Source organism: Nocardia amamiensis, assembly GCF_015477605.1.
In the GTDB taxonomy this organism is placed as follows: Bacteria; Actinomycetota; Actinomycetes; order Mycobacteriales; family Mycobacteriaceae; genus Nocardia; species Nocardia amamiensis_A.
Map to the genome: position 1 here is coordinate 274,359 of NZ_JADLQX010000007.1, position 18,919 is coordinate 293,277.

General features: G+C 67.6%; 16 protein-coding genes. 1 reads left to right on the top strand and 15 read right to left on the bottom strand.

The window, feature by feature from the left end:
• Positions 1 to 64: 64 nt before the first annotated feature.
• The 13 genes from IU459_RS12575 to IU459_RS12635 form a co-directional block, all read right to left on the bottom strand.
• Positions 65 to 1,057 carry a cutinase family protein gene (locus IU459_RS12575; protein WP_440446487.1) on the bottom strand — a complete coding sequence of 331 codons (993 nt, stop codon included), beginning with the start codon at positions 1,055 to 1,057 and terminating at the stop codon, positions 65 to 67.
• Positions 1,048 to 1,536: a DUF732 domain-containing protein gene (locus tag IU459_RS12580; RefSeq protein WP_324198844.1), complete on the bottom strand. Its 489-nt coding sequence runs from the start codon at positions 1,534 to 1,536 to the stop codon at positions 1,048 to 1,050. Before IU459_RS12580 ends, IU459_RS12575 begins: the two co-directional genes overlap by 10 nt.
• Before the next feature lie 336 nt (positions 1,537 to 1,872).
• The gene (locus IU459_RS12585) at positions 1,873 to 3,744 is read right to left on the bottom strand and encodes an alpha/beta hydrolase-fold protein (protein WP_440446484.1); all 1,872 of its coding nucleotides are present in this window, start codon (positions 3,742 to 3,744) and stop codon (positions 1,873 to 1,875) included.
• A 144-nt stretch (positions 3,745 to 3,888) separates the two neighbouring features.
• Complete coding sequence (locus IU459_RS12590; protein WP_228837781.1) at positions 3,889 to 4,929, bottom strand: alpha/beta hydrolase; 1,041 nt, start codon at positions 4,927 to 4,929, stop codon at positions 3,889 to 3,891.
• A gap of 711 nt (positions 4,930 to 5,640) precedes the next feature.
• A complete protein-coding gene (locus IU459_RS40055) occupies positions 5,641 to 5,694 on the bottom strand; it encodes a hypothetical protein (RefSeq protein WP_369123093.1) in 54 nt (17 codons plus the stop codon).
• Positions 5,695 to 5,704: 10 nt separating this feature from the next.
• Positions 5,705 to 6,766 carry an alpha/beta hydrolase gene (locus IU459_RS12600; RefSeq protein ID WP_195129669.1) on the bottom strand — a complete coding sequence of 354 codons (1,062 nt, stop codon included), beginning with the start codon at positions 6,764 to 6,766 and terminating at the stop codon, positions 5,705 to 5,707.
• 302 nt (positions 6,767 to 7,068) lie between these two features.
• Complete coding sequence (locus tag IU459_RS12605; RefSeq protein ID WP_228837782.1) at positions 7,069 to 8,136, bottom strand: alpha/beta hydrolase; 1,068 nt, start codon at positions 8,134 to 8,136, stop codon at positions 7,069 to 7,071.
• A gap of 223 nt (positions 8,137 to 8,359) precedes the next feature.
• On the bottom strand, positions 8,360 to 10,297 hold the full coding sequence (gene zomB, locus IU459_RS12610) for a flagellar motor control protein ZomB (protein ID WP_228837839.1): 1,938 nt from the start codon (positions 10,295 to 10,297) through the stop codon (positions 8,360 to 8,362).
• 4 nt (positions 10,298 to 10,301) lie between these two features.
• Complete coding sequence (locus IU459_RS12615) at positions 10,302 to 11,228, bottom strand: decaprenyl-phosphate phosphoribosyltransferase (RefSeq protein WP_195129670.1); 927 nt, start codon at positions 11,226 to 11,228, stop codon at positions 10,302 to 10,304.
• A gap of 1 nt (position 11,229) precedes the next feature.
• A complete protein-coding gene (locus IU459_RS12620) occupies positions 11,230 to 11,790 on the bottom strand; it encodes a phosphatase PAP2 family protein (RefSeq protein ID WP_195129722.1) in 561 nt (186 codons plus the stop codon).
• 74 nt (positions 11,791 to 11,864) lie between these two features.
• Positions 11,865 to 13,799, bottom strand: a complete 1,935-nt coding sequence (locus tag IU459_RS12625) for a glycosyltransferase (protein ID WP_195129671.1) — start codon at positions 13,797 to 13,799, stop codon at positions 11,865 to 11,867.
• A 7-nt stretch (positions 13,800 to 13,806) separates the two neighbouring features.
• Positions 13,807 to 15,036, bottom strand: coding sequence for a UDP-galactopyranose mutase (gene glf, locus IU459_RS12630; protein ID WP_195129672.1), 1,230 nt, complete (start codon positions 15,034 to 15,036; stop codon positions 13,807 to 13,809).
• A gap of 253 nt (positions 15,037 to 15,289) precedes the next feature.
• Positions 15,290 to 16,012, bottom strand: a complete 723-nt coding sequence (locus IU459_RS12635; RefSeq protein ID WP_195129673.1) for an SDR family NAD(P)-dependent oxidoreductase — start codon at positions 16,010 to 16,012, stop codon at positions 15,290 to 15,292.
• Between the two features lie 108 nt (positions 16,013 to 16,120).
• Here IU459_RS12635 and IU459_RS12640 point away from each other — a divergent pair, with 108 nt between their 5' ends.
• Positions 16,121 to 16,765: a TetR/AcrR family transcriptional regulator gene (locus tag IU459_RS12640; protein ID WP_195129674.1), complete on the top strand. Its 645-nt coding sequence runs from the start codon at positions 16,121 to 16,123 to the stop codon at positions 16,763 to 16,765.
• Positions 16,766 to 17,013: 248 nt separating this feature from the next.
• Here IU459_RS12640 and IU459_RS12645 read toward each other — a convergent pair whose 3' ends face one another.
• Both IU459_RS12645 and IU459_RS12650 read right to left on the bottom strand, forming a co-directional pair.
• Positions 17,014 to 17,778: a MerR family transcriptional regulator gene (locus IU459_RS12645; RefSeq protein ID WP_228837783.1), complete on the bottom strand. Its 765-nt coding sequence runs from the start codon at positions 17,776 to 17,778 to the stop codon at positions 17,014 to 17,016.
• Between the two features lie 92 nt (positions 17,779 to 17,870).
• Positions 17,871 to 18,815: an EamA family transporter gene (locus tag IU459_RS12650; RefSeq protein WP_195129675.1), complete on the bottom strand. Its 945-nt coding sequence runs from the start codon at positions 18,813 to 18,815 to the stop codon at positions 17,871 to 17,873.
• Between the last annotated feature and the right edge of the window lie 104 nt (positions 18,816 to 18,919).

Here is an 18,919-nt window from a genome sequence, read left to right on the forward strand (position 1 = left end):
TGCCGAACTCGAGTTGCGCTTGTCACGCCAACGGGGTGCGGGGTATCTCACGCGCTGTGAATTCTCACGAGTGCGCGGGATGCGGCGCGGCCTCGATCAGGCCCGCCGCCCAGTTGGCCGTCCACTGCGTCGAGGTGCTGCCATCGGGGTCGACGACGAAGCCGTTGTAGAGCGCGTGCACCGGGTTGCCCGCCGCCCGGACCAGCGCGTTCACGCTGCCCACGATGTTCCACGGACTCAGTGCCTCACGCGGCGCGTCACAGATCAGATCGCCGGGCGCGCAGATGGTGTACGTGCGGTCGGCGAGCGCGCCGAAGCCTCCTTGACGCGGACCGGTCATCGTGATGCCGGGCACATTCAACCCTCGCAGCGCGACTTCGGCACCCACGCCGGGCGGCGGCGTTCCCACCTGGATCGCCTGACCCGGGCCGGTCTCGCCGGTACGCCGTCCATCGGCGATCAACGTCACGCCGAGCACCAAGTCGGCGGGCACAGGCCCCTTCCCCGCGCCGATCTGCGCGGCGACGTCACCCGCGATCACCGCGCCCTGGGAGAACCCGGCGAGCACGTAGGTGGTCAGCGGACACTCCTGATGCCGGGCGACCATGGCATCGACCATCCGTCGCGTGCCCTCGGACCGGCTGTTGTTGTAGGACTGCTGGCCATCCGGCGGAATCGCGATCGGGTTGGAGAACTGCGCGACATACGGGACGGTGTACACATCCAGCCGCTCCGCCGGGAATCGCTGAGCGACCGGGCCGGAGACGTTGAGCATCAGTGACAACGGGTTGGCGGTCGGGTTGTGCGGGTCGTCGTAGCTATTCGACTCCCAGGTGCCGGGCACCGAGATCATCTGCACATCGGGGCAACTCGCCGGCTGCGAGGTCGGCCGTTCCGGCGGCTTCGGACCGGGAACAGGCGGGCGCAACCGTCCCGCGAGCAGGTACCACAGCAGCAGGACGACGAGGACGATCAGCACGATGCCGCCGATCGCGATCAGGCATCCCGCCGGCTTGGACCGGCGGGACGCCGAACGGACACGCGAACTCACTGGCAGTACGTCGCGCGCGCGGTCGAGATGTAGATCTGTCCGGCCTTCTCGACCGGCATCTTCGACGGATCGAAGGACGGGTCGGAACCGGCCATGGCGTTCACGAAGGTCATCAGATCCTGGTCGGACGCCCCCGCGGCGGTGCCCTGGCAGACGTACGCGCCGATGCTGAGCGCGATGTCCGGGGTGGACGGGGTGATGCCCTGCTTGGCCAGCTCGTCGAGGAAACGCTTGTCCTTGGCGGAGAGACCCGAGGTATCCGCGGGCGGGACGGCCTCGGTGGGCACCGGCTGCGGACGTTCGGGCGCCTCGGTCGCGGTGGGCTGCTCCGGCGCGGGTGCGGGCTGCGCGGTGTCGGCGGGCGTCGTCGCGGCAGGCGACTGGGTCACCGTCGTGGTGCGGGCCGGCGTCGGCGTGCTCGTCGCGGTCGAATCATTGTCGCCGCACGCGGCGAGCAGGCCGGTTGCGGCGATCGCCGCAACCACGCCGCATACCTTTCCACGGGTCCGATGCATGAATTCTTGTCCTCGATCTGTCGCGAAGCGGGTCGGGTCGCCCACCAGGCTAGCTGTGTCGAATTTGCAGCGCCCACGCCGCCGCGTGTTCCGGATCACTCTAGGCTCGCGTCCGGGCGGCGCACCGGCAATGTCGATCTCGCTTCGGTCGGACGGGCTCGGGCCATGCGAGCGCGGGCGGGGAACCGTGGGACCGGATGTCAGCTGCTTGCCGGTAAGCCCGCCGCTCCAAGCCGGGATGGGCCGGTGGAGCTGCGCAGGCGGGCTTGCGGGTGGCGGACTCGCAGCGAACGGAATACCGACGTTTCAAATGCCGTGGACTTCTGGTTTGCCATTGCGCACCGTGATGAATCCGGCTTGGAAGTTCTGCTGCATGCCACCAGGAATGGGAAACTCGTCGCTGATCGGATAGCCGAGTCTGCCGTTCTCGTAACCGGTCTCGTGCCAGGCGTCCAGTACCGGACCGTTGCGCACCGCCCAGGCTCCCGACAGCGGGCTCCAATAGATGTTGCCGCCCTCGAAGCGGCTGAACCGGCCGAGATCCTTCAGCGGCTGCTCCTCGGCGACCGGGAACCCCAGCGGGCTGTTCTCGTAGCCGAGATGGGCGTACTTGCCCAGGATCAAACCCTGGACGCGATGCACGCCGGTGGCCGGACTGTAGTAGAACGGGCCGTTCTCGAACGCCTGCACGGCGCCGTCTCGATGCGGCGTCTTGATTTCCGGCGCGGTCGGATAGCCCGCGGGTCCGCGCTCGAACCCTTGCTTGCCCCATTCCTCCAGGATCGCGCCGCGGACCATCTGGGCGCCGGTCGGCGGCGTCCAGTACAGCGAACCGTGCTGGAAGGTCTGCAGCCTGCCGCGTCCGTCCTCGAGGGCGCGCTCGCCGCCCGTCGGCAGCCCCAGCGGGCCGCCGGGGCCCATGGCGGCCTGGTAACCGGCGCCGATCATGCCGCCCACCGGATACGCGCCGCTGCCCGGCACGAAGAAGACCCGGCCGCCCTCGAAGTCCTGGGCAATGCCGCCCGCCACCGGGTATTCGCCGGTAAGGCACTCGCCGAGCCAGCCGGCCGCCGCGGTCACCGCGCCGATCGCGCCGCCCGCCTGGCAGGCGGGCTTGCCGAGGTCGACGCCGAGCGCGGTCGCGGCCTGCTGCCAGGACTGGCGCATCTCGAAGTCCCAGTACGGCCAGGAGTGGGTGCCGGACGGGCGGTAGTTCACCTGCGCCGGAATGGCCAGGTTGGCCAGTTTGGTGACGAAGTTCTGCGACGTGAGCCGGGACAGGATCTCCAGGCCCATGCCCGCGAAGTTGGTGCTCACCCCCGGGATGGAAGAGGCTTGGTCGAAGGGACCGATCGAACCGCTGCCGCTGGAAACGTAGAGGCTGACGCCCCGCAGTTTGTCGGCCAGCGCGTACGGGTCGTGTCCTTCCCATTGCGAGCTCGTCGGCGGGCCCCACATGGCGGCCGAGTCGAAACCGCCCGCGTCACGCATGGCGAACTGGATGGCCTGCGGCATGCCCAGCGTGGTCGTGGTCAGGAAGCCGGAATAGGACGCGGCGTGCCGCACGAACCCGGGATTGCGCGCGGCGAGGAACATCGCGGCCGTGCCGCCCATCGACAGGCCTTCCATGCCCCGCACATCAGACGCGCGCCACTGACTCTCGAGCAGCGGCGGGAGCTCCTTGGTCAGGAAGGTCTCCCACTTGTAGTTGCGGCCGTTGTTCGGCTCCAGCCAGTCGGAGTAGAAGCTGGACTGGCCGCCGACCGGAAGCACGACGGTGACATTCTTGTCGGCGAAGAACTCGACCGCCCCGGCCTCTTTCGTCCAGCCGCTCTCGTCCTCGGTGGCGCGCAGGCCGTCGAGCAGGAACAAGATGGGGAAACGGGCCTCCGGCCTGGCGTTCCAGTCCCTGGCCAGCAGCAGCTGCACCTGGATCGGCGCGCCCATGGACGGCGAGATCACCCACAGCGCGACGCGACGGTCGCTGAGCCAGTGGACCTTCTGCACGACCGGCGCGGCCGACACCGCGGCGGGCTGCGCGACGGCGGGAGCGGCAACCGACGCGCCCGCGGCTAGCGGGACCACCAAGGCGGTGGCGAGCAGCGCGAGCCGCCCGCGTGCCGAACGAGCGACGAGGCGCCCGAATTTGCCCCAGCTACCGCGCGTTATCCCTGTCACATGAGCTTTGTACTCCGGTTACGGCGGCGTTCATGCGAGACACGCGCTGCACAGCAAACTCTGTCCGCTTCGGTCGAGCCCCCCAAACGCAATTCAGGCCGCACCGAGATCGGTGCGGCCTGAACGCGTCAGGAGCGAATCAGATCACCAGCCGCCGGTGGCGTCCAGGATCATGTTGCGCGAGGCGAACAGCTGGCCCTCCCAGTACTTCCAGGAGTGGGTGCCCGCGGCCGGGAAGTCGAACCGGGCCGGGATGCCGAGCGAGTTCAGGCGAGCCTGGAACGCCCGGGTGTTCACCAGCGAAAGCGCTTCCAGCGCCATCGCGTTGCCGGTGTTGTACACGCCGACCGCCGAGTTCGGCTGGTCGAACTGGCCCGGCAGGCCGCTGGCCGCCGAGATGTACATCGGCAGGCCGCGCAGCTGCGGCGCGAACACGAAGGGGTCCATCCGCAGCCACTGGGAGCTCCACGGAGCCGCCATCGAGTCGACGTTGAAGCGGCCCGCGTCGAGCATCGCGATGCGGATCGCCTCGCGCATGCCCGGCGCCGAGATGTTCAGGTAGCCCGAGTAGGAGGCGGCGAACTTGAACTGGTCGCGGTGGTAGGCCGCCAGCGCCAGCGCAGCGCTACCGCCCATGGACAGGCCGACGACCGCGTTGTTGGTGCGCGAAACGCCGTAGCCCTCCAGGAAGGCCGGGAGCTCCTTGGTGAGGAAGGTCTCCCACTTGTAGGTGGTCTTCTGGCCGTTCAAGTTCGACGGCGCGTACCAGTCGGTGTAGAAGCTGGACTGGCCGCCGACCGGCATCACCAGGGTGATGTTGTCGTTGCCGAACTGCTGCAACGCGTTGGTCTCGAACGACCAGGCGTTGCGATCGTCCCGGGCACGCAGGCCGTCGAGCAGGTAGAGCGCCGCGCTGCCACCGCGCGAGGCCCACTGCACCTGGACCTTGATCGGACCCATGCTCGAGGGAACCATCAGGTCCTCGAAGCCACCCGCGGGTGCCCGCAACACCGGCGCATGCGCCGACGGTGCCGCGGTGGCGAGAGTCGGGGTCGCCAGTCCGGCGGCGGTCGGTAGCGCCAGTACGGCGGCACCGACAGCCAGAATTCGATTACGCCAACCGCGAGGCGCGCCTCGCCGTCCCGACTGTGTTCTCTTCGGCGCGGCCGCCCTGCCGAAACGCATGAATCCTGCTCTCTTTCTGCTGTTGTGGTGCCACTCGTCGCCCCGTAGGGCGAAGCGGCACCCGTGTTGCCAACGAGACGCATATCACGGGCACGGTCCCGACTATCCGGTCCTGTGACGGCGCTACAACGATCTGGTCACACTTGCGCTCGCTGGACGATATTCGACGCCCTTCGCTTTAGCAAGGTCGGGGTCTTTCCAGTGGTCGATATCCGTCCGTTCACGCAAGGTAATGGTGCGGTGACCTTATCGCGTTCAGAGGGTGATGTCGTGTTGAAAGCCGAGATATTCGGGCGCTGGCGGGAACTGTCACCGACCCGAGATCTTGCCGGAGCGGCGGTCGTGGACATATGAGGAGGCGGCTTGAAGGCGCACCATCAGCCGAACCAGGCTACGCACCACGAGACGCAACCGTGATCAAGCCCGTGATCTGCTGTGATAGCCGCTGCGAACGGGTGCGTTCGACCAAGGACCGAGGCCGCCCCCACCCACGCGGCAACTATGCAGTCAACTGGCGATGCCGAGACTGGCTGCGCTCAGCGGTCAGTCGGCGACCGGACACCGAAGGCGGAAAGTCCTGCGGCTGCCCACTCGAGGTAAGAGGCGAGACTCCCATTTTCGAGCGCAACAAGACAAAGCATTGATCGTTTGCGGCCCGGCTCGTGCCTGAGCGGCCGGCGCGCACGCGACGAAGTCGCAGGCGGCGGTCGCTCAGACACGAGCCACAAGGGGCCGCGGACACGCGGCGGCGCAGGCGCCGCACATCGGACACAGCTCAGCCGATGTTCGCCGACATGTCCGGAATCATCCGCATTGCCTCATCCGCCCAGTTGTTCCAGGCGTGAATGCCGAAGGGCGGGAAAGAGTAGACGGCGTTGCCGCCGCCCAGCGTGGCCATCCGGACCTGGAATGCCCGGGTGTTCGCCAGTGCGAGCGTCTCCAGGCCCATGCCGTTGAGGGTGCTGAAGCTCGGCAGGTCGGTCGCGGAGGGCAGGCCGCTGGCGGCCGCTATCCACAGGCGCGTGCCGTTGCGAACCAGATTGGGCGCGAAGACGAACGGATCCATTCGCAGCCACTGCGGGCCCCACGGCGGCGCCATCGAGTCGACGTTGTAGCCGCCCGCATCCATCATGGCCGCGCGAATCGCCTCACGCATGCCGGGCGCGGAGATGTTCAAGTATCCGGAGAACGAACCGGCGTAGCTGAACTGATCGGGGTGGTAGGCCGCCAGGGTGAGCGCGGCGCTGCCACCCATCGACAGACCGAACGCGCCATTACGGTTGGGGTTGAAGCCGAGCCGGTCGCGCAGCGCCCAGCGCAGGTTGTCGGTCAGGAACGTCTCCCACTGGTACCGGTAGCTCTTGCCCGGTCCGCCGGCGAACCCGTCGAGTATTCCGGAGCCGGTGCTCGAACCAGAGCCCGCCGGGACGCCGAAGAACTCGCTCGCCGCGTTCCAGTCGGCGTAGAAACTCGACATGCCGCCGACCGGCATGACCACGTTGATGTTGTTCCGGGCGAGGACGTCCGGGATGTTGGTCTCGATCTCCCAGCCGTTCAGGTTCTCCGGGGCCCGCATGCCGTCCAGCACATAGGCGACGCGACGGGTGTTGCCGTCCGCGGCGCGCAGAATCCGCGACTTGATCGGTCCCATGGGCGAATCGACCCAGAAGTCGAAGGCGGCGGGGTTGAATGCCGCCGATGCCGGGGCGCCGATACCCGCGATGGTCGTTCCGAGCGGTAACAGCACTGCCACGGCGACACCGAGAACGAACCGCCGCAACCACGAACCGGTGGATCGAGACCTACCGGGACCGCGTTTCCAGCGCGCACTTCCCATCACATTCGACCTTTCCCTTGGGCGACCTGCTCGGCAAACATCTAGCGACCTTCACCGGCCCCCTCATCGGACACCGATACCGACGTCAGTCACAAAACGGACGAATCGACCTCGATGCATGCGGTTCACGTATCAATCGGGAACGAATGCCTTCATGTTGCTGGATAGTGATCCGGTGCACAACTACCGAGGCGTTTCGTCTTCGTATTCGTTGCGAGGGAAATCCAGGACGCCCGCAGAAAAAGACCGCCCGCCCTGCACTAGAGGCACAGGGCGGTCGGTGGTTTCGCTTTACCGCTTACTTACCCGATGTTCGCCGACAGGTCCGGGATCATCCGATAGACCTCGTCGGCCCAGTAGTTCCAGTTGTGCACACCAACGGCAGGGAAGTCATAGGTGACATTGCCCGCGCCGAGCGTCAGCATCCGAACCTGGAACGCGCGAGTGTTGGCCAGCGCCAGCGCCTCGAGTCCCATCGCGTTGAGCGTGTTGAAGCTCAGGCCGTCGGCCGCGCTCGGCAGACCGCTACCCGCGGAAACCCACAGACGGGTGTTGTTGGCCTTCAGCCGCGGCGCGAAAACGAACGGGTCCATCCGCAGCCACTGCGGGCCCCACGGGGGCGCCATGGCGTCGATGTTGTAGCCGCCCGCATCCAGCATGGCGACGCGCAGCGCCTCGCGCATGCCCGGCGCGGAGACGTTCAGGTACCCGGAGTACGAACCGGCGTAACGGAACTGGTCGGGGTGGTAGGCCGCCAGGGTGAGCGCGGCGCTGCCGCCCATGGACAGGCCGAATACGCCGTTGCCGTTCGGGTTGAACCCGAGCCGATCGCGCAGGGCCCAGCGCAGGTTCTTGGTGAGAAAGGTTTCCCACTTGTAGGTGCTGGACTTGCCGGGGCCGCCCGCGGAACCGGTCAGCAGGCCCGAGCCCGAGTTCGCCGAACCGCTGGAGGAGGAGCCCGCACTGCCGAGACCGAAGAAGTCGCTGGGACCGTTCCAGTCGGCGTAGAAGCTGGATTGACCGCCGACCGGCATGACCACGTTGATGTTCCACTTGGTCAGCTCGCGTGCGACCTCGGTGTCGATCTCCCAGCCGCTGAGATCGTTGCGCGCCCGCATGCCGTCCAGCGCGTACACCACGCGCCCGGTGTTGCCGTCGGCGGCACGGAAGATGCGCGACTTGATCGGCCCCATTTCGGAATCGACCCAGAAGTCGAAACCGTCCGGATTGAACGCGGCGGACGCCGGGGCGGCAGGACCTGCCACCGACACCCCGAGCGGTAGCAGAACAGCCAGCGATACCAGCATGGACCGCTTGAGCCAGGAGCCTGCTCTTCGAGTATTCAGACGACGCCCGATCACGCCTCGCATCAGTTTCAGCCTTTCGTTCCACAAGCGACAGCGGCAAGCCGTCCACACGGTAACCCGCCTATGCCCACGACCGGTGGACGCCACGGCCGGGCCTACGGTCGTAGCGTATATCGGTATCGACGCGCGGACGTTATCAAAAAGAGATAAAGCGGCGTACACCACTTTATCGGACTCGCACGATGGGCCCGGCGCAACGTGCTCGGTCGGGCCCATCCTCGGCAGTTCAGCGCGGCGCGACCGGTTGCGGGAACGGATCGACCAGCCCGCAGCGCTGGATCTCGTACTTCGGCACCCGGTCGATGCGGTACTTCGCGAACCGAAGCGCGTTGCGCAGGTTGTGCCGGAAGCGCTCGAAGGTGAGCGGGTCGCGGGAGGAGATCAGCAGGGCCTGGGTGTCCGGGCACGACATCGCGGTACGCGCCTGGGTCACCCACTTCTCGTCCAGGTACCAGGGCATCCACGGCTTCTTGTCGACCATGCCGGTGTCCACGACGACCCAGTCCGGGTACAGGCTCTTGTCGTGCCCGATCCGGCCGTCGGTGAGCCGGTCGGTGTGCGCGGCCAGCGGGTAGGCCAGGCCCATCGGGTCGATCACGTGCACGTCCAGCGGGACGTTCATGCTGGTCATGCCCAGATTGAGGAAGTAGACCGTGTGCCCGGCCCCGCCGACCGGGATGGGCTGCGGCGGCGGAGCGATGTACCAGAACATGAACGACGGCGAGTTCAGCAGCAGACCGCCGTTCGGGTTGGCCGCGATGTCGTTGACCATCGCGCGCACGCGCGGGTAGTCCAGGTAGTCCTCGGCCAGGATCGGATGGTCGTGACCGGTGTTGAGCACGTAGTAGATCCGCTCGTCCACGATGCCGGTCGAGGTGATCTTGGTACCGGTCTTGATGGCGGTGGTGCTCGCCGCGAACAGCGCCCAACCCGCCGTGCCGACGAGCGCGACGGCGAGCACCGCGAAGGACCAGTCCGCCGTCGTCGCGCGGACACCGCCCACAGGCATCCGGATCGGCAGCACCGCGACCGGGAGCAGGAACAGGAACAGCTGCGGAAGCAGCATCCGGCCGTGCATGAAGTCGCCGCCGACCCGCAGCGCGTACACCGTCAGCAGGAACCCGCTGACCAGAACCATGGTGACCACCGCGCCCGGTGACCGCAGCCAATTCCTGACCCGGCCGATGGACCAGCCGCGCGCCTCGTCACGCTCGGCCTTCATCGTCCGGTTCGCCCGCGTCCGAGCTGCGGCCACACCGGCGATCAGCAACACCAGCAGCGGCACCCACAGGAAGTACGGGCCGACCAGATCCCAGAGGTAGGTGAAGCCCTGGCCCCATTTGGCGCCGCCCGCGTCCTTCGCGACGGCGGTGTTCGGGTAGGGCAGGCCGTAGTAGCCCATGCGCCAGATCTGATAACCCATCGGGACCAGACCGGCCACGGCGACGATCCCCGCACGCAGCACGATCGGGCGCAGCCTGCTCTCCGGCATGGGTGCCAGGAAGATCATCAGCAGTGCGAAGGCGCCGACCAGCGTCATCTCGGGACGGATCAGCGGGGCGAGCCCGGCGAGGAAGACCAGGCCGAGCAGACCGGGCAGCCGGACCGATTTCGCCTGGCTCCACCGCATCAGCTGCCACCACAGCAAGCCGATCCAGCAGATCACCAGACCGCTCTCCAGTCCGGAGGTGACGTAATCGCGGGCCGGGGGCAGCGAGATGTAGACCAGCACGCCCGCGGGCAGCAACAGTCCGGCTCGGGTCCCGCCCCACAGCCGCGCCGAGCCCAGCATGGCGAACACGACCGCCGCCAGCGACACCGTGAGCGCGGCGGCGAGCACCACGTACTCCAGCCGCGCCTGAGTGAGCCAGCTGAAGAACCACACCAGATACGTCCACGCCGTGCTGGTATTCGCTTCGACGCGCTCGCCCGCGTTGAAGACGGGACCGTTGCCCGCAAGCAGATTGCGCACAGTGCGCAACACGATGAGGCCGTCGTCGGCGATCCAGCGCCGCTGCCAGCCTCCGACCGCGAAAAGGACGACGGCGAGTGCGATCCCACCGACGAAAGTGGCTTTGGATAGGCGAGCGAAGCGCGACTGGGAGCGCGCCGCCTCATCGGCAGGCCGCTCCCCCGCGTATTCCGTTCGCCCCGCTACCAGCATCTCGTCAGGTGAGATAGACAGCGACACCTACCGCTCCGATCCAGGCAATTGCGAGGAACTGCAGGACGCGGTCCCCCAGCGCGATCTCTTCGGGTTCACCGGCCTCGCCGCCATCGACGTCGACCGCGTAACGCAGGATTGCGATGGTAAACGGGATCATCGAGATCGCGAACCAGTTGGTGTGTTTGAGGCCGTCCTGCTGGAACGCCCACAACCCGTAGAAGACCACGACCGCCGTCGCGGCCAGGGTCCAGATGAAGCGCAGGTAGGTCGGCGTGTAGTACTCCAGCGACTTGCGGATCTTGGCGCCGGTGCCCAGCGCGATCTGCAGTTCCGCGTAGCGCTTGCCGGCCGCCATGAACAGCGAGCCGAAGGCCATGATCAGCAGGAACCACTGCGACAGGTCGATGTTCGCGGCCGCGCCACCGGCCACGGCGCGCAGCAGGAAGCCCGAGGACACGATGCAGATGTCCAGCACGGCTTGGTGCTTGAGGCCGAAGCAGTACGCCAGCTGGATGCCGATGTACACCGCCATCACCACGGCGAGATGCCACGACGCGAGGAACGATCCCGCGATGGATCCGGCCAGCAGCACCATCGCCAGCAGGTATGCCATGTTCACCGGGACGACGCCCGCGGCGATCGGCCGGAAACGCTTGGTCGGATGCGCCCGGTCGGCTTCGACGTCGAGCGCGTCGTTCACCAGGTAGATGCCGGAGGCAGCCGCGCAGAACACCACGAAGGCGATGCCGACGTGCGCGAGCACATCCACCTCGGTGGCCGTACCCGCGGCCAGCGGTGCGGCGAGCACCAGGACGTTCTTGACCCATTGCCGCGGACGGACAGCCTTGATCAGACCCCCGGCCAGCGTCTTGGGCGGGCCCTTGACAACCGCCTCGGCCAGGTCGGCGCCGGTCGGCTCTTCACTCATGTCAACCAAGGCTCTTTCTTGTCCGGTCACTGTCGAGTCTCTTTTCGGCGGCGAGCAGGGCGGCGGCGGACGCGGCACCGAGCGCGGAACCGGCGAGCACGTCAGAGGGATAGTGCACCCCCAGGACCACTCGGGAAAGCAGCATCGGGGGAACGAGCACCGCAGGCAAGGGTAGCCCGGTCAATCTGCCGAGCAACACGGCCGCCGCCGTAGTCGAGGTCGCGTGCGAGGACGGGAAACTCAGTTTGCTCGGCGTTCCGACGTTGACCTGCACCGACGGATCGTTCGGGCGCGGCCGCCGGACGACGCGCTTGATGACGATCGAGGCCGCGTGCGCACCGACCGCGCCGACCGCGACACCGGCCCACTGCCTGCGCCGCGGCTTGTCCAGCAACCAACCGGCCGCCGCGATGCCGACCCAGCCGAGCGCGTGCTCGCCGAAGTGCGACATGCTCCGGGCGGCGGACACCACGGCGGGCTTGCTCCCGAGCGTGGCCTGCACGGCGTTGATGATCGCGACCTCGGGCGGCGCTGCCTGCGGCTGCGTGGGTTCCGCGGACACCGGGCCGCCGTGGCCGTTCGCGCTCTGCGGCGGCAGGTGCACCGCCGCGTCGTCGGCCGCGCTCGCTCCGAGACTCACTGCTGTCCATCCTTCGTGTCGATGCCGAAGACTTTCTCCCACGCCGCGGTGCTGGTCAGCTGCGGGTGGGCGGCACGGTAGCGCTGCTGCATCTCCGGGAAGCGGTCGGCCAGCTCCTTGCGCAGGCGCATGGCTTCTTTGAACAGGCCGAGCGCCTGGCGCGGATCACGCTTGCGGTAGACGACGCCGCGGCCGTCCGCCGTGGTGACGGTGACGCCGTCGACCTGGGAGAGCAGGAACCACCGCGCGTCCAGCGTCGGCACGTTCAGCTGCGGAGTCTCGTGGTGCTCGGCGCGCGCGGGGCGGACGTTGTGCAGCACGCCCTTGGCCAGCCGGACCACCTTGGCGATCGGGTTGGCGGGTTCGCCCACCGCGCCGACGCCGAGGTGACTGGCCAGCGGAAGTTCGGTGGACGAGGGCAGGATCACCGCGTCCGGGTACTGCCTGCGCAGCTCGTGCACCGCGCCCAGGGCGCTCGGCAGCAACTGGAACAACCGCTCGGGCCCGGCGAGGAAGTCGCGGATGGCCAGGTTCTGGATCGCGACCGTCGAATACTCCAGGCAGAGCAGGTGCTTCAAGGTCGCTTTGACCGTGTTGACGACCATGCCGCGACCGTTGCCCGGCAGGTGCAGCGAGGCGACCACCAAGCGGTTGCGCAGGTGGAAGTACGCCTGCCAGTCGATGGCGTCGTCTTTGTCGCTCCAGGCCATGTGCCACACGGCCGCGCCGGGCAGCGTGACGGTGGGATACCCGGCGGCACGGGCGCGCAGACCGTACTCCGCGTCGTCCCATTTCAAGAACAGCGGCAGCGGCTGGCCGAGTTCCTCGGCGACGCGGCGCGGGATGACGCAGGTCCACCAGCCGTTGAAGTCGACGTCGATGCGCCGGTGCAGCAGCTTCGAGTTGTCCCGGTCCTTGAGCGGGTGCTTCGAGAAGTCGTGGTCGTATTCGACGTTCGGCGCCGCGGTCCACATGAAGATGCCGCGGTCGACGACTTCACCCATCACGTGCAGGTGCGAGCGCTCCTGCAGGTTGAGCATCTGGCCGCCGACCAGCACGGGCGACTTGGCGAACCGGGCGAAGGCCAGCGCGCGCAGGATCGAGTCCGGCTCGATCTCGATGTCGTCGTCCATGTAGACGATGTACTCGGCGTCGGTGGTCTTCAGCGCCTCGTACATGACCCGGCTGTAACCGCCGGAACCGCCGAGGTTGGGCTGGTCGTGGATGGCCAGCCTGCCGCCGAGCGCCGCGGCCGATTCCGCGAAACCGGGCTCGTCCACCACCTTCTTGGTGCCCTGGTCGGGAATGATGACGGTCTTGATCTTCTCCAGCACCAGCGGGTCCGAGCCGAGGGCGGCCAGGGTCTTCACCGCGTCGGTGGGCCGGTTGAAGGTGGGCATGCCGACCGCGATGCTGCCGTCGCCGGGCGCCTCGACCGGTGCGTACCAGCCGCCGGACAGCAGCGTGACCGCCGTGTCGGTGGTGATGTCGAACCAGATCCAGCCGCCGTCCTCGAACGGGCCGAGGTCGGTCTCGAATTCCACGACCACCGAGTCGGCGCCGCCGGCGACCGCGAACTCCTTGCCCTGCACGTGGATGCGCGAGCCGTCGGCCTTGGAGCGGTACATGTCGACCCGGCCGTGGCCGGCCAGCTCCAGCCGGAGCACCACCGACGACAGGATGCTCCAGCGCCGCCAGTAGCTCGCGGGCAGCGCGTTGAAGTAGGTGCAGAACGAGACTTCGGACTCCGCGCCGATGGACAGCGAGGTGCGGGTGGTGGCGTGCGCGCGCCGGGCGTTGGTGGCCGACTCCTCGACGTAGAGGGTGCGCACGTCCAGTGGTTCGCCGGGGCGGGGCAGGATGATGCGCTGTAGCAGCGACTTCGCGCGGGTCTCGGTGGTCTGGTCGGCCAAGATGGATTGCGAGGTCATTCCGCTCCTATGCCTCCTCGCCGGCCACCAGCGGCGCGCCGTCTTCCAGGTGTGGACGCAGCACGTTGTCGAACGCGCTCAGCGCGCTGCCGATCGCCATGTGCATGTCCAGATACTGGTAGGTGCCGAGCCTGCCGCCGAAGACGACCTTCGCCGTCTCGGTCTCCTTCTTGGCCAGCTCGCGGTAGGCCAGCAGTTTCGCGCGGTCTTCCGGGGTGTTGATCGGGTAGTACGGTTCGTCGCCGGTCTGCGCGAACCGGGAGTACTCCCGCATGATCACGGTCTTGTCGGTGGGGTAGCCGCGCTCCGGATGGAAGTGGCGCGGCTCGATGATGCGGGTGTAGGGCACGTCCGCGTCGTTGTAGTTCATCACCGAGGTGCCCTGGAAGTCGCCGACCGGCAGCACCTCGGTTTCGAAATCGATGGTGCGCCAGCCCAGCTCGCCCTCGCTGTAGTCGAAGTAGCGGTCCAGCGGGCCGGTGTAGACGACCGGCGCGTCCGGGCTCTCGGCGCGCAACTGCTCACGGACCTCGAACCAGTCGGTGTTCAGCCGCACCTCGATCAGGTCGGAGGCGGCCATGTTCTCCAGCCACTTCGTGTAGCCCTCGCGGGGCAGGCCCTCGTAGGTGTCGTTGAAGTAGCGGTTGTCGAAGGTGTACCGGACCGGCAGGCGGGTGATGTTGCCCGCGGGCAGCTCCTTGGGGTCGGTCTGCCACTGCTTGGCGGTGTAGTCGCGCACGAACGCCTCGTAGAGCGGGCGGCCGATCAGCGAGATGGCCTTCTCCTCGAGGTTCTGCGCGTCCTTGGTCTCGATCTCCGACGCCTGCTCCGCGATCAGCTTGCGCGCTTCTTCCGGCGAGAAGTAGCGGCCGAAGAACTGGGAGACCAGACCCAGGCCCATCGGGAACTGATAGGCCTGCCCTTTGTGCATCGCGAACACGCGGTGCTGGTACCCGGTGAACTCGGTGAACTGCGTGACGTAGTCCCAGACCCGCTTGTTCGACGTGTGGAACAGGTGCGCGCCGTACTTGTGGATCTCGATCCCGGTTTCCGGATCCGGCTCGGAGTAGGCGTTGCCGCCGATGTGGTGGCGGCGCTCGATCACCAGAACCCGTTTACCCAGCACGGTGGCGGCGCGTTCGGCAACGGTCAGCCCGAAGAATCCGGAGCCGACGACGATCAGATCGAACTGTGAGGCGGAATTGACGGAGTTACCCGGGGACGATGCGACGGTCACGGGAGCCCAGAGTATCGGAAGTCCTCGCGGTGTCCTGGCGGAGTCGGAACCTGTGCCGGACGGCATTGCTTCCCGGCCTGGTTTCACACCGGGGACCTCCGAATTTCGCCGGACGTTTGCCGAAAGGGCGGGTGACCGCAACCGAGCAGCTGTTCACTGTCCGGCCGTCTCGACTGCCTGCCGCTCCGCGCGGCACGCCGCGCACCGATCCGGCGCTCGATCAAGGGCTCTTGCCAGTTTCCCGGGTCGACGCTCAGGCCGCGAAGCCCACGTCGAGCTCGACCTTGTCCCGCTCGGTGTACAGCCGCCAGTAGTGGTCGCCGAGCTCGTCGGGGTCGATCCGCACGATCTCGACACCATCGGGGACGAGCTCCGGGCGCTCGTCGACGATCTGCGCGGCCTTGCTTCCGTTGATCAGCGCACCGATGTTGAGCAGCCCGACGTAGACGCCGGTGCCCGCGAGTTCGACGGCGAGCTGACGCAGGTAGCCGCGCTGTGCGGCGAGCGCGATGCCGAAGTTGGACAGGTAGGGCAGCGGGAGCTGCTCGGAGGAGCCCGAGGAGAACAGCAGCGCACCCGAACCGCGCTGCACCATGCCCGGCACCAGCGCCTTCGTCACCAGGATCGGCGAGTGCAGCTTCAGCGCGAGCGGAATCTCGAGGGCCGCGACGTCCACTTCCAGCGTGGACGGAGTCCGGTCGGCCATATTGCCTGCCGCGCCGTGCATCGCCACATCGATGGGGCCGAAGGTCTCCTCGATCGTCTCGATCACGGTGGTGACCTGCGCCGGATCCGTGACGTCCGCGGGGAAGGCGGCAGCCTCGACGCCCTCGGCCGTCAGCTCGGCCGCGTGCCGCTGCGCTTTGCCGGGATCGCGCCCGATGACGGCCACCCGGAATCCTTCGCGTCCGAATCGGCGTCCGGTGCCGACGCCGAGACCGGGGCCGTACCCGAAGATCGCGATGGTCTTGGACATTGCCACTCCTGATTAAGTTGAGAGATGGTTCAAGTTCATGCCGACGATAGCAGTAACTTGAACCTATGCTCAACTTATTCCGGGAAGCCGGATTTGTAGGATCGGCCCGTGGACAAGCCGTTACGCAGCGACGCCCAGCGCAACAGGGACGCGCTCGTGACGGCGGCGCGCGCCGTCTTCGAGGAACGCGGCCTAGACGCGCCGCTGAAGGAGATCGCCGCCCGCGCCGGGGTCGCCATCGGCACGCTTTACAACCGCTTCCCCACCCGCGACGACCTCATCGCCGCCGCCGTCGAGGACCGGATCGAGGCGGGTAGTCGTATCGCCGAAGCCGCGCTGGCCATCGATGACCCGTGGCAGTCGTTCGTCTACCTGGTGGAACAGGTCTGCGCGCGGCAAGCCTCCGACCGCCTGCTCAGCGAGCTCGCCGTCCGGCTGGCTCCCAGCCGTGCCATCGCGCAAGCCCAGGAGTACGGCCACGGCCTGATGCGCCGGATCATCGCTCGCGCCCAGGAAGCGGGGGTGCTGCGCCCCGACTGGGTGCTCGAGGACATCGCTTTCATCACTTGGTCGCACACCCGGATCGTGGAGGCGACCGGCCACATCGCCCCCGAAGCCTGGCGCCGCAACCTCGCCTTGGTGCTCGACGGCCTGCGCGCGGAGGCCGCCCATCCGCTGCCCGTTCCCCCGATCACCGAGGATCAGCTGATGCACGCGCTCGGGCGTGCACCCGGCAGCAACGATCGGACGTAGCGGCGGCGCGCTTCGGCCCCCGGTGTCACGCCGAGCGAAAGCACCTTCCCGCCAGTAACGCGATCGTGGCCGCGGTGCCGATGAATGGTGGCCGATCCTTCGGTGGGGACGGATGGATGCCTGCCGGACAGTAGCCGTTACTCCGCGCCCACCCGATGATCGATCCCAAAGACGCACCTTCATCATGCGCCCCAATGAATGACGGCCGGTACGCATCCTCCGCGCACCGGCCGTCGGTCAGGTGTGATCTACAGGTTCCGCTCGGCGTAGACCTTCATCGCGTCACGCACGAATTCCGCGGTGCCCGCGCCGTGCACGTCGTAGTTCACCGCGAAACGCGGGTCGGCGACGTACATCTCGCCCAAGCCGATGAAGGCTTCCTTCACCACGTCCCGCCCCTGCCAGCCGACGCCGATCCAGTCGAAGTGGCGCTGGACGATGGCCTGCACCTCGTCGCTGTCCACCGCGACCCCGTCCGCGTGCGCCCGGCCGTAGTCGGCGGCGATGTCGAGATGGGTCTGCTGGAAGGCCTTCTTGTCCGCGTCGGACATCGAGCGCCACCAGCGGTCGCCGCTCTCGTAGGCCTCTTTGCCCCAGCGTTCGATCACCTCGTCCTTGTACTTCGTGTGGTCGAAGCCGTCGAAAACTTCTGCTGCCACGAGTTGTTCACCTCTTTCCGTCTTGTGCAGCGTGGATTGCACCGACTCGATCTGGCGCCGGATCCGATCCTGTTCCTGCCGTAGCAAGTCCAGGTGCGTGCGCAGCGCGGCGGCGGTGTCCTGTTCTCCGGCAAGGACTTCGGCGATGACCGGCAGGCCGAGGCCGAGTTCTCGCAGCAGCAGGATGCGTTGCAGCCGCACGAGGGAGTCCTGGTCGTAGTAGCGATACCCGTTGGCGCCGATCCGGCTGGGCGGCAACAGCCCGAGCTGCCCGTAGTGGCGCAGCGTGCGACTGGTGGTACCGGCCGCCTTCGCCAGATCCTGAATGGACCATTCCCCGGTGACCATGGTCATGACCGCGTTCTCCCTTCTTGTCTCGTCGGTGTAACCAGCATGCAAGTTGACGTTACGTCAAGGTCAAGGCTTATTCGCCGGGGTTCCGGTAGTCAGCGCGACGCCGGAGCGGACTCGGCCGAGACGGGGGATGCGACGGGGCCGACCGCAGCCTTCGGAGCACCTACCGTCTGGCCGAGCAGGGTCCCGCCCAGCGCGATCACCATGCCGAGCACCTGTAGCGCGGTGAGCGCCTGCCCGAGCGCGACCCACCCGATCACCGCGGCGGACACCGGGCTGAGCAAGCCGAGGAAGGCCACCGAAGTGGCGGGCACCTTCGCGATGCCGCGGAACCAGAGCCAGTAGGCAACCGCCGTCCCGACCACGCCGAGGTAGAGGTAGCCGCCGACGGCTTCGGCGTCCAGCGCGGGCGGAGCGCCCTCCACGAGCAGTGCCAACGGCGCGATGAACACACCGCCCGCGGTGAGCTGCCAGCCGGTCATGGCCAGCGGGCCGACGTCGTCGGGACGCCCCCACTTCTTGGTCAGCACGGTGCCCGCGGCCATCGACGCCGCGCCCGCGAGACCGGCGAGCACACCGACGGTGTCGAGTTGCGCGTTGGCACGCAGCACGACGAGGGCGACGCCGACTACGCCGATCACTCCGGCGAGCAGCTTGCGGCCGCTGGGCTTTTCGCTCAGGGCGACGGTCGCGATGACGAGCGCGAAGAGCGGCGCGACGGCGCCGAGCACGCCCGCGACGCCACCGGGTAGGCGGTAGGCCGCCAGGAACAGCAGCGGGAAGAACGCACCGATATTGAGGATGCCGAGCACCGCAGAGCGGCCGATCCACTGCCCGCGGGGCAGCACGCGAGTAAGGGCGAGCAGCGCCAGACCCGCGGGCAGAGCACGCATTAGCGCTGTGAACAGCGGGCGGTCCGGCGGCAGGAATTCAGTGGTGACGGCGTAGGTGGAACCCCAGACGACCGGGGTGAGGGCGGTGAGCGCCAAGGTGCCCGCGACCGAGGCGTCGGCCGGTCCGGCGGTGCGTGTCGTCATGTCTGACTCCTCATTGATAATCTCAACGTTCAGATATCTACTCCGGCTCTTGTCTCGTCGTCAAGTAGATGAACATTGAGATTCTTTGCACAGAGAGGATTGCG

Coding starts and splice junctions, on each gene's coding strand:
- IU459_RS12600 (WP_195129669.1), bottom strand. CDS start 6,766: ATGGGAAGTGCGCGCTGGAAACGCGGTCCCGGTAGGTCTCGATCCACC.
- IU459_RS12590 (WP_228837781.1), bottom strand. CDS start 4,929: ATGCGTTTCGGCAGGGCGGCCGCGCCGAAGAGAACACAGTCGGGACGG.
- IU459_RS12650 (WP_195129675.1), bottom strand. CDS start 18,815: ATGACGACACGCACCGCCGGACCGGCCGACGCCTCGGTCGCGGGCACC.
- IU459_RS12645 (WP_228837783.1), bottom strand. CDS start 17,778: ATGACCATGGTCACCGGGGAATGGTCCATTCAGGATCTGGCGAAGGCG.
- IU459_RS12635 (WP_195129673.1), bottom strand. CDS start 16,012: ATGTCCAAGACCATCGCGATCTTCGGGTACGGCCCCGGTCTCGGCGTC.
- IU459_RS12625 (WP_195129671.1), bottom strand. CDS start 13,799: ATGACCTCGCAATCCATCTTGGCCGACCAGACCACCGAGACCCGCGCG.
- IU459_RS12605 (WP_228837782.1), bottom strand. CDS start 8,136: ATGCGAGGCGTGATCGGGCGTCGTCTGAATACTCGAAGAGCAGGCTCC.
- IU459_RS12615 (WP_195129670.1), bottom strand. CDS start 11,228: ATGAGTGAAGAGCCGACCGGCGCCGACCTGGCCGAGGCGGTTGTCAAG.
- zomB (WP_228837839.1), bottom strand. CDS start 10,297: ATGCTGGTAGCGGGGCGAACGGAATACGCGGGGGAGCGGCCTGCCGAT.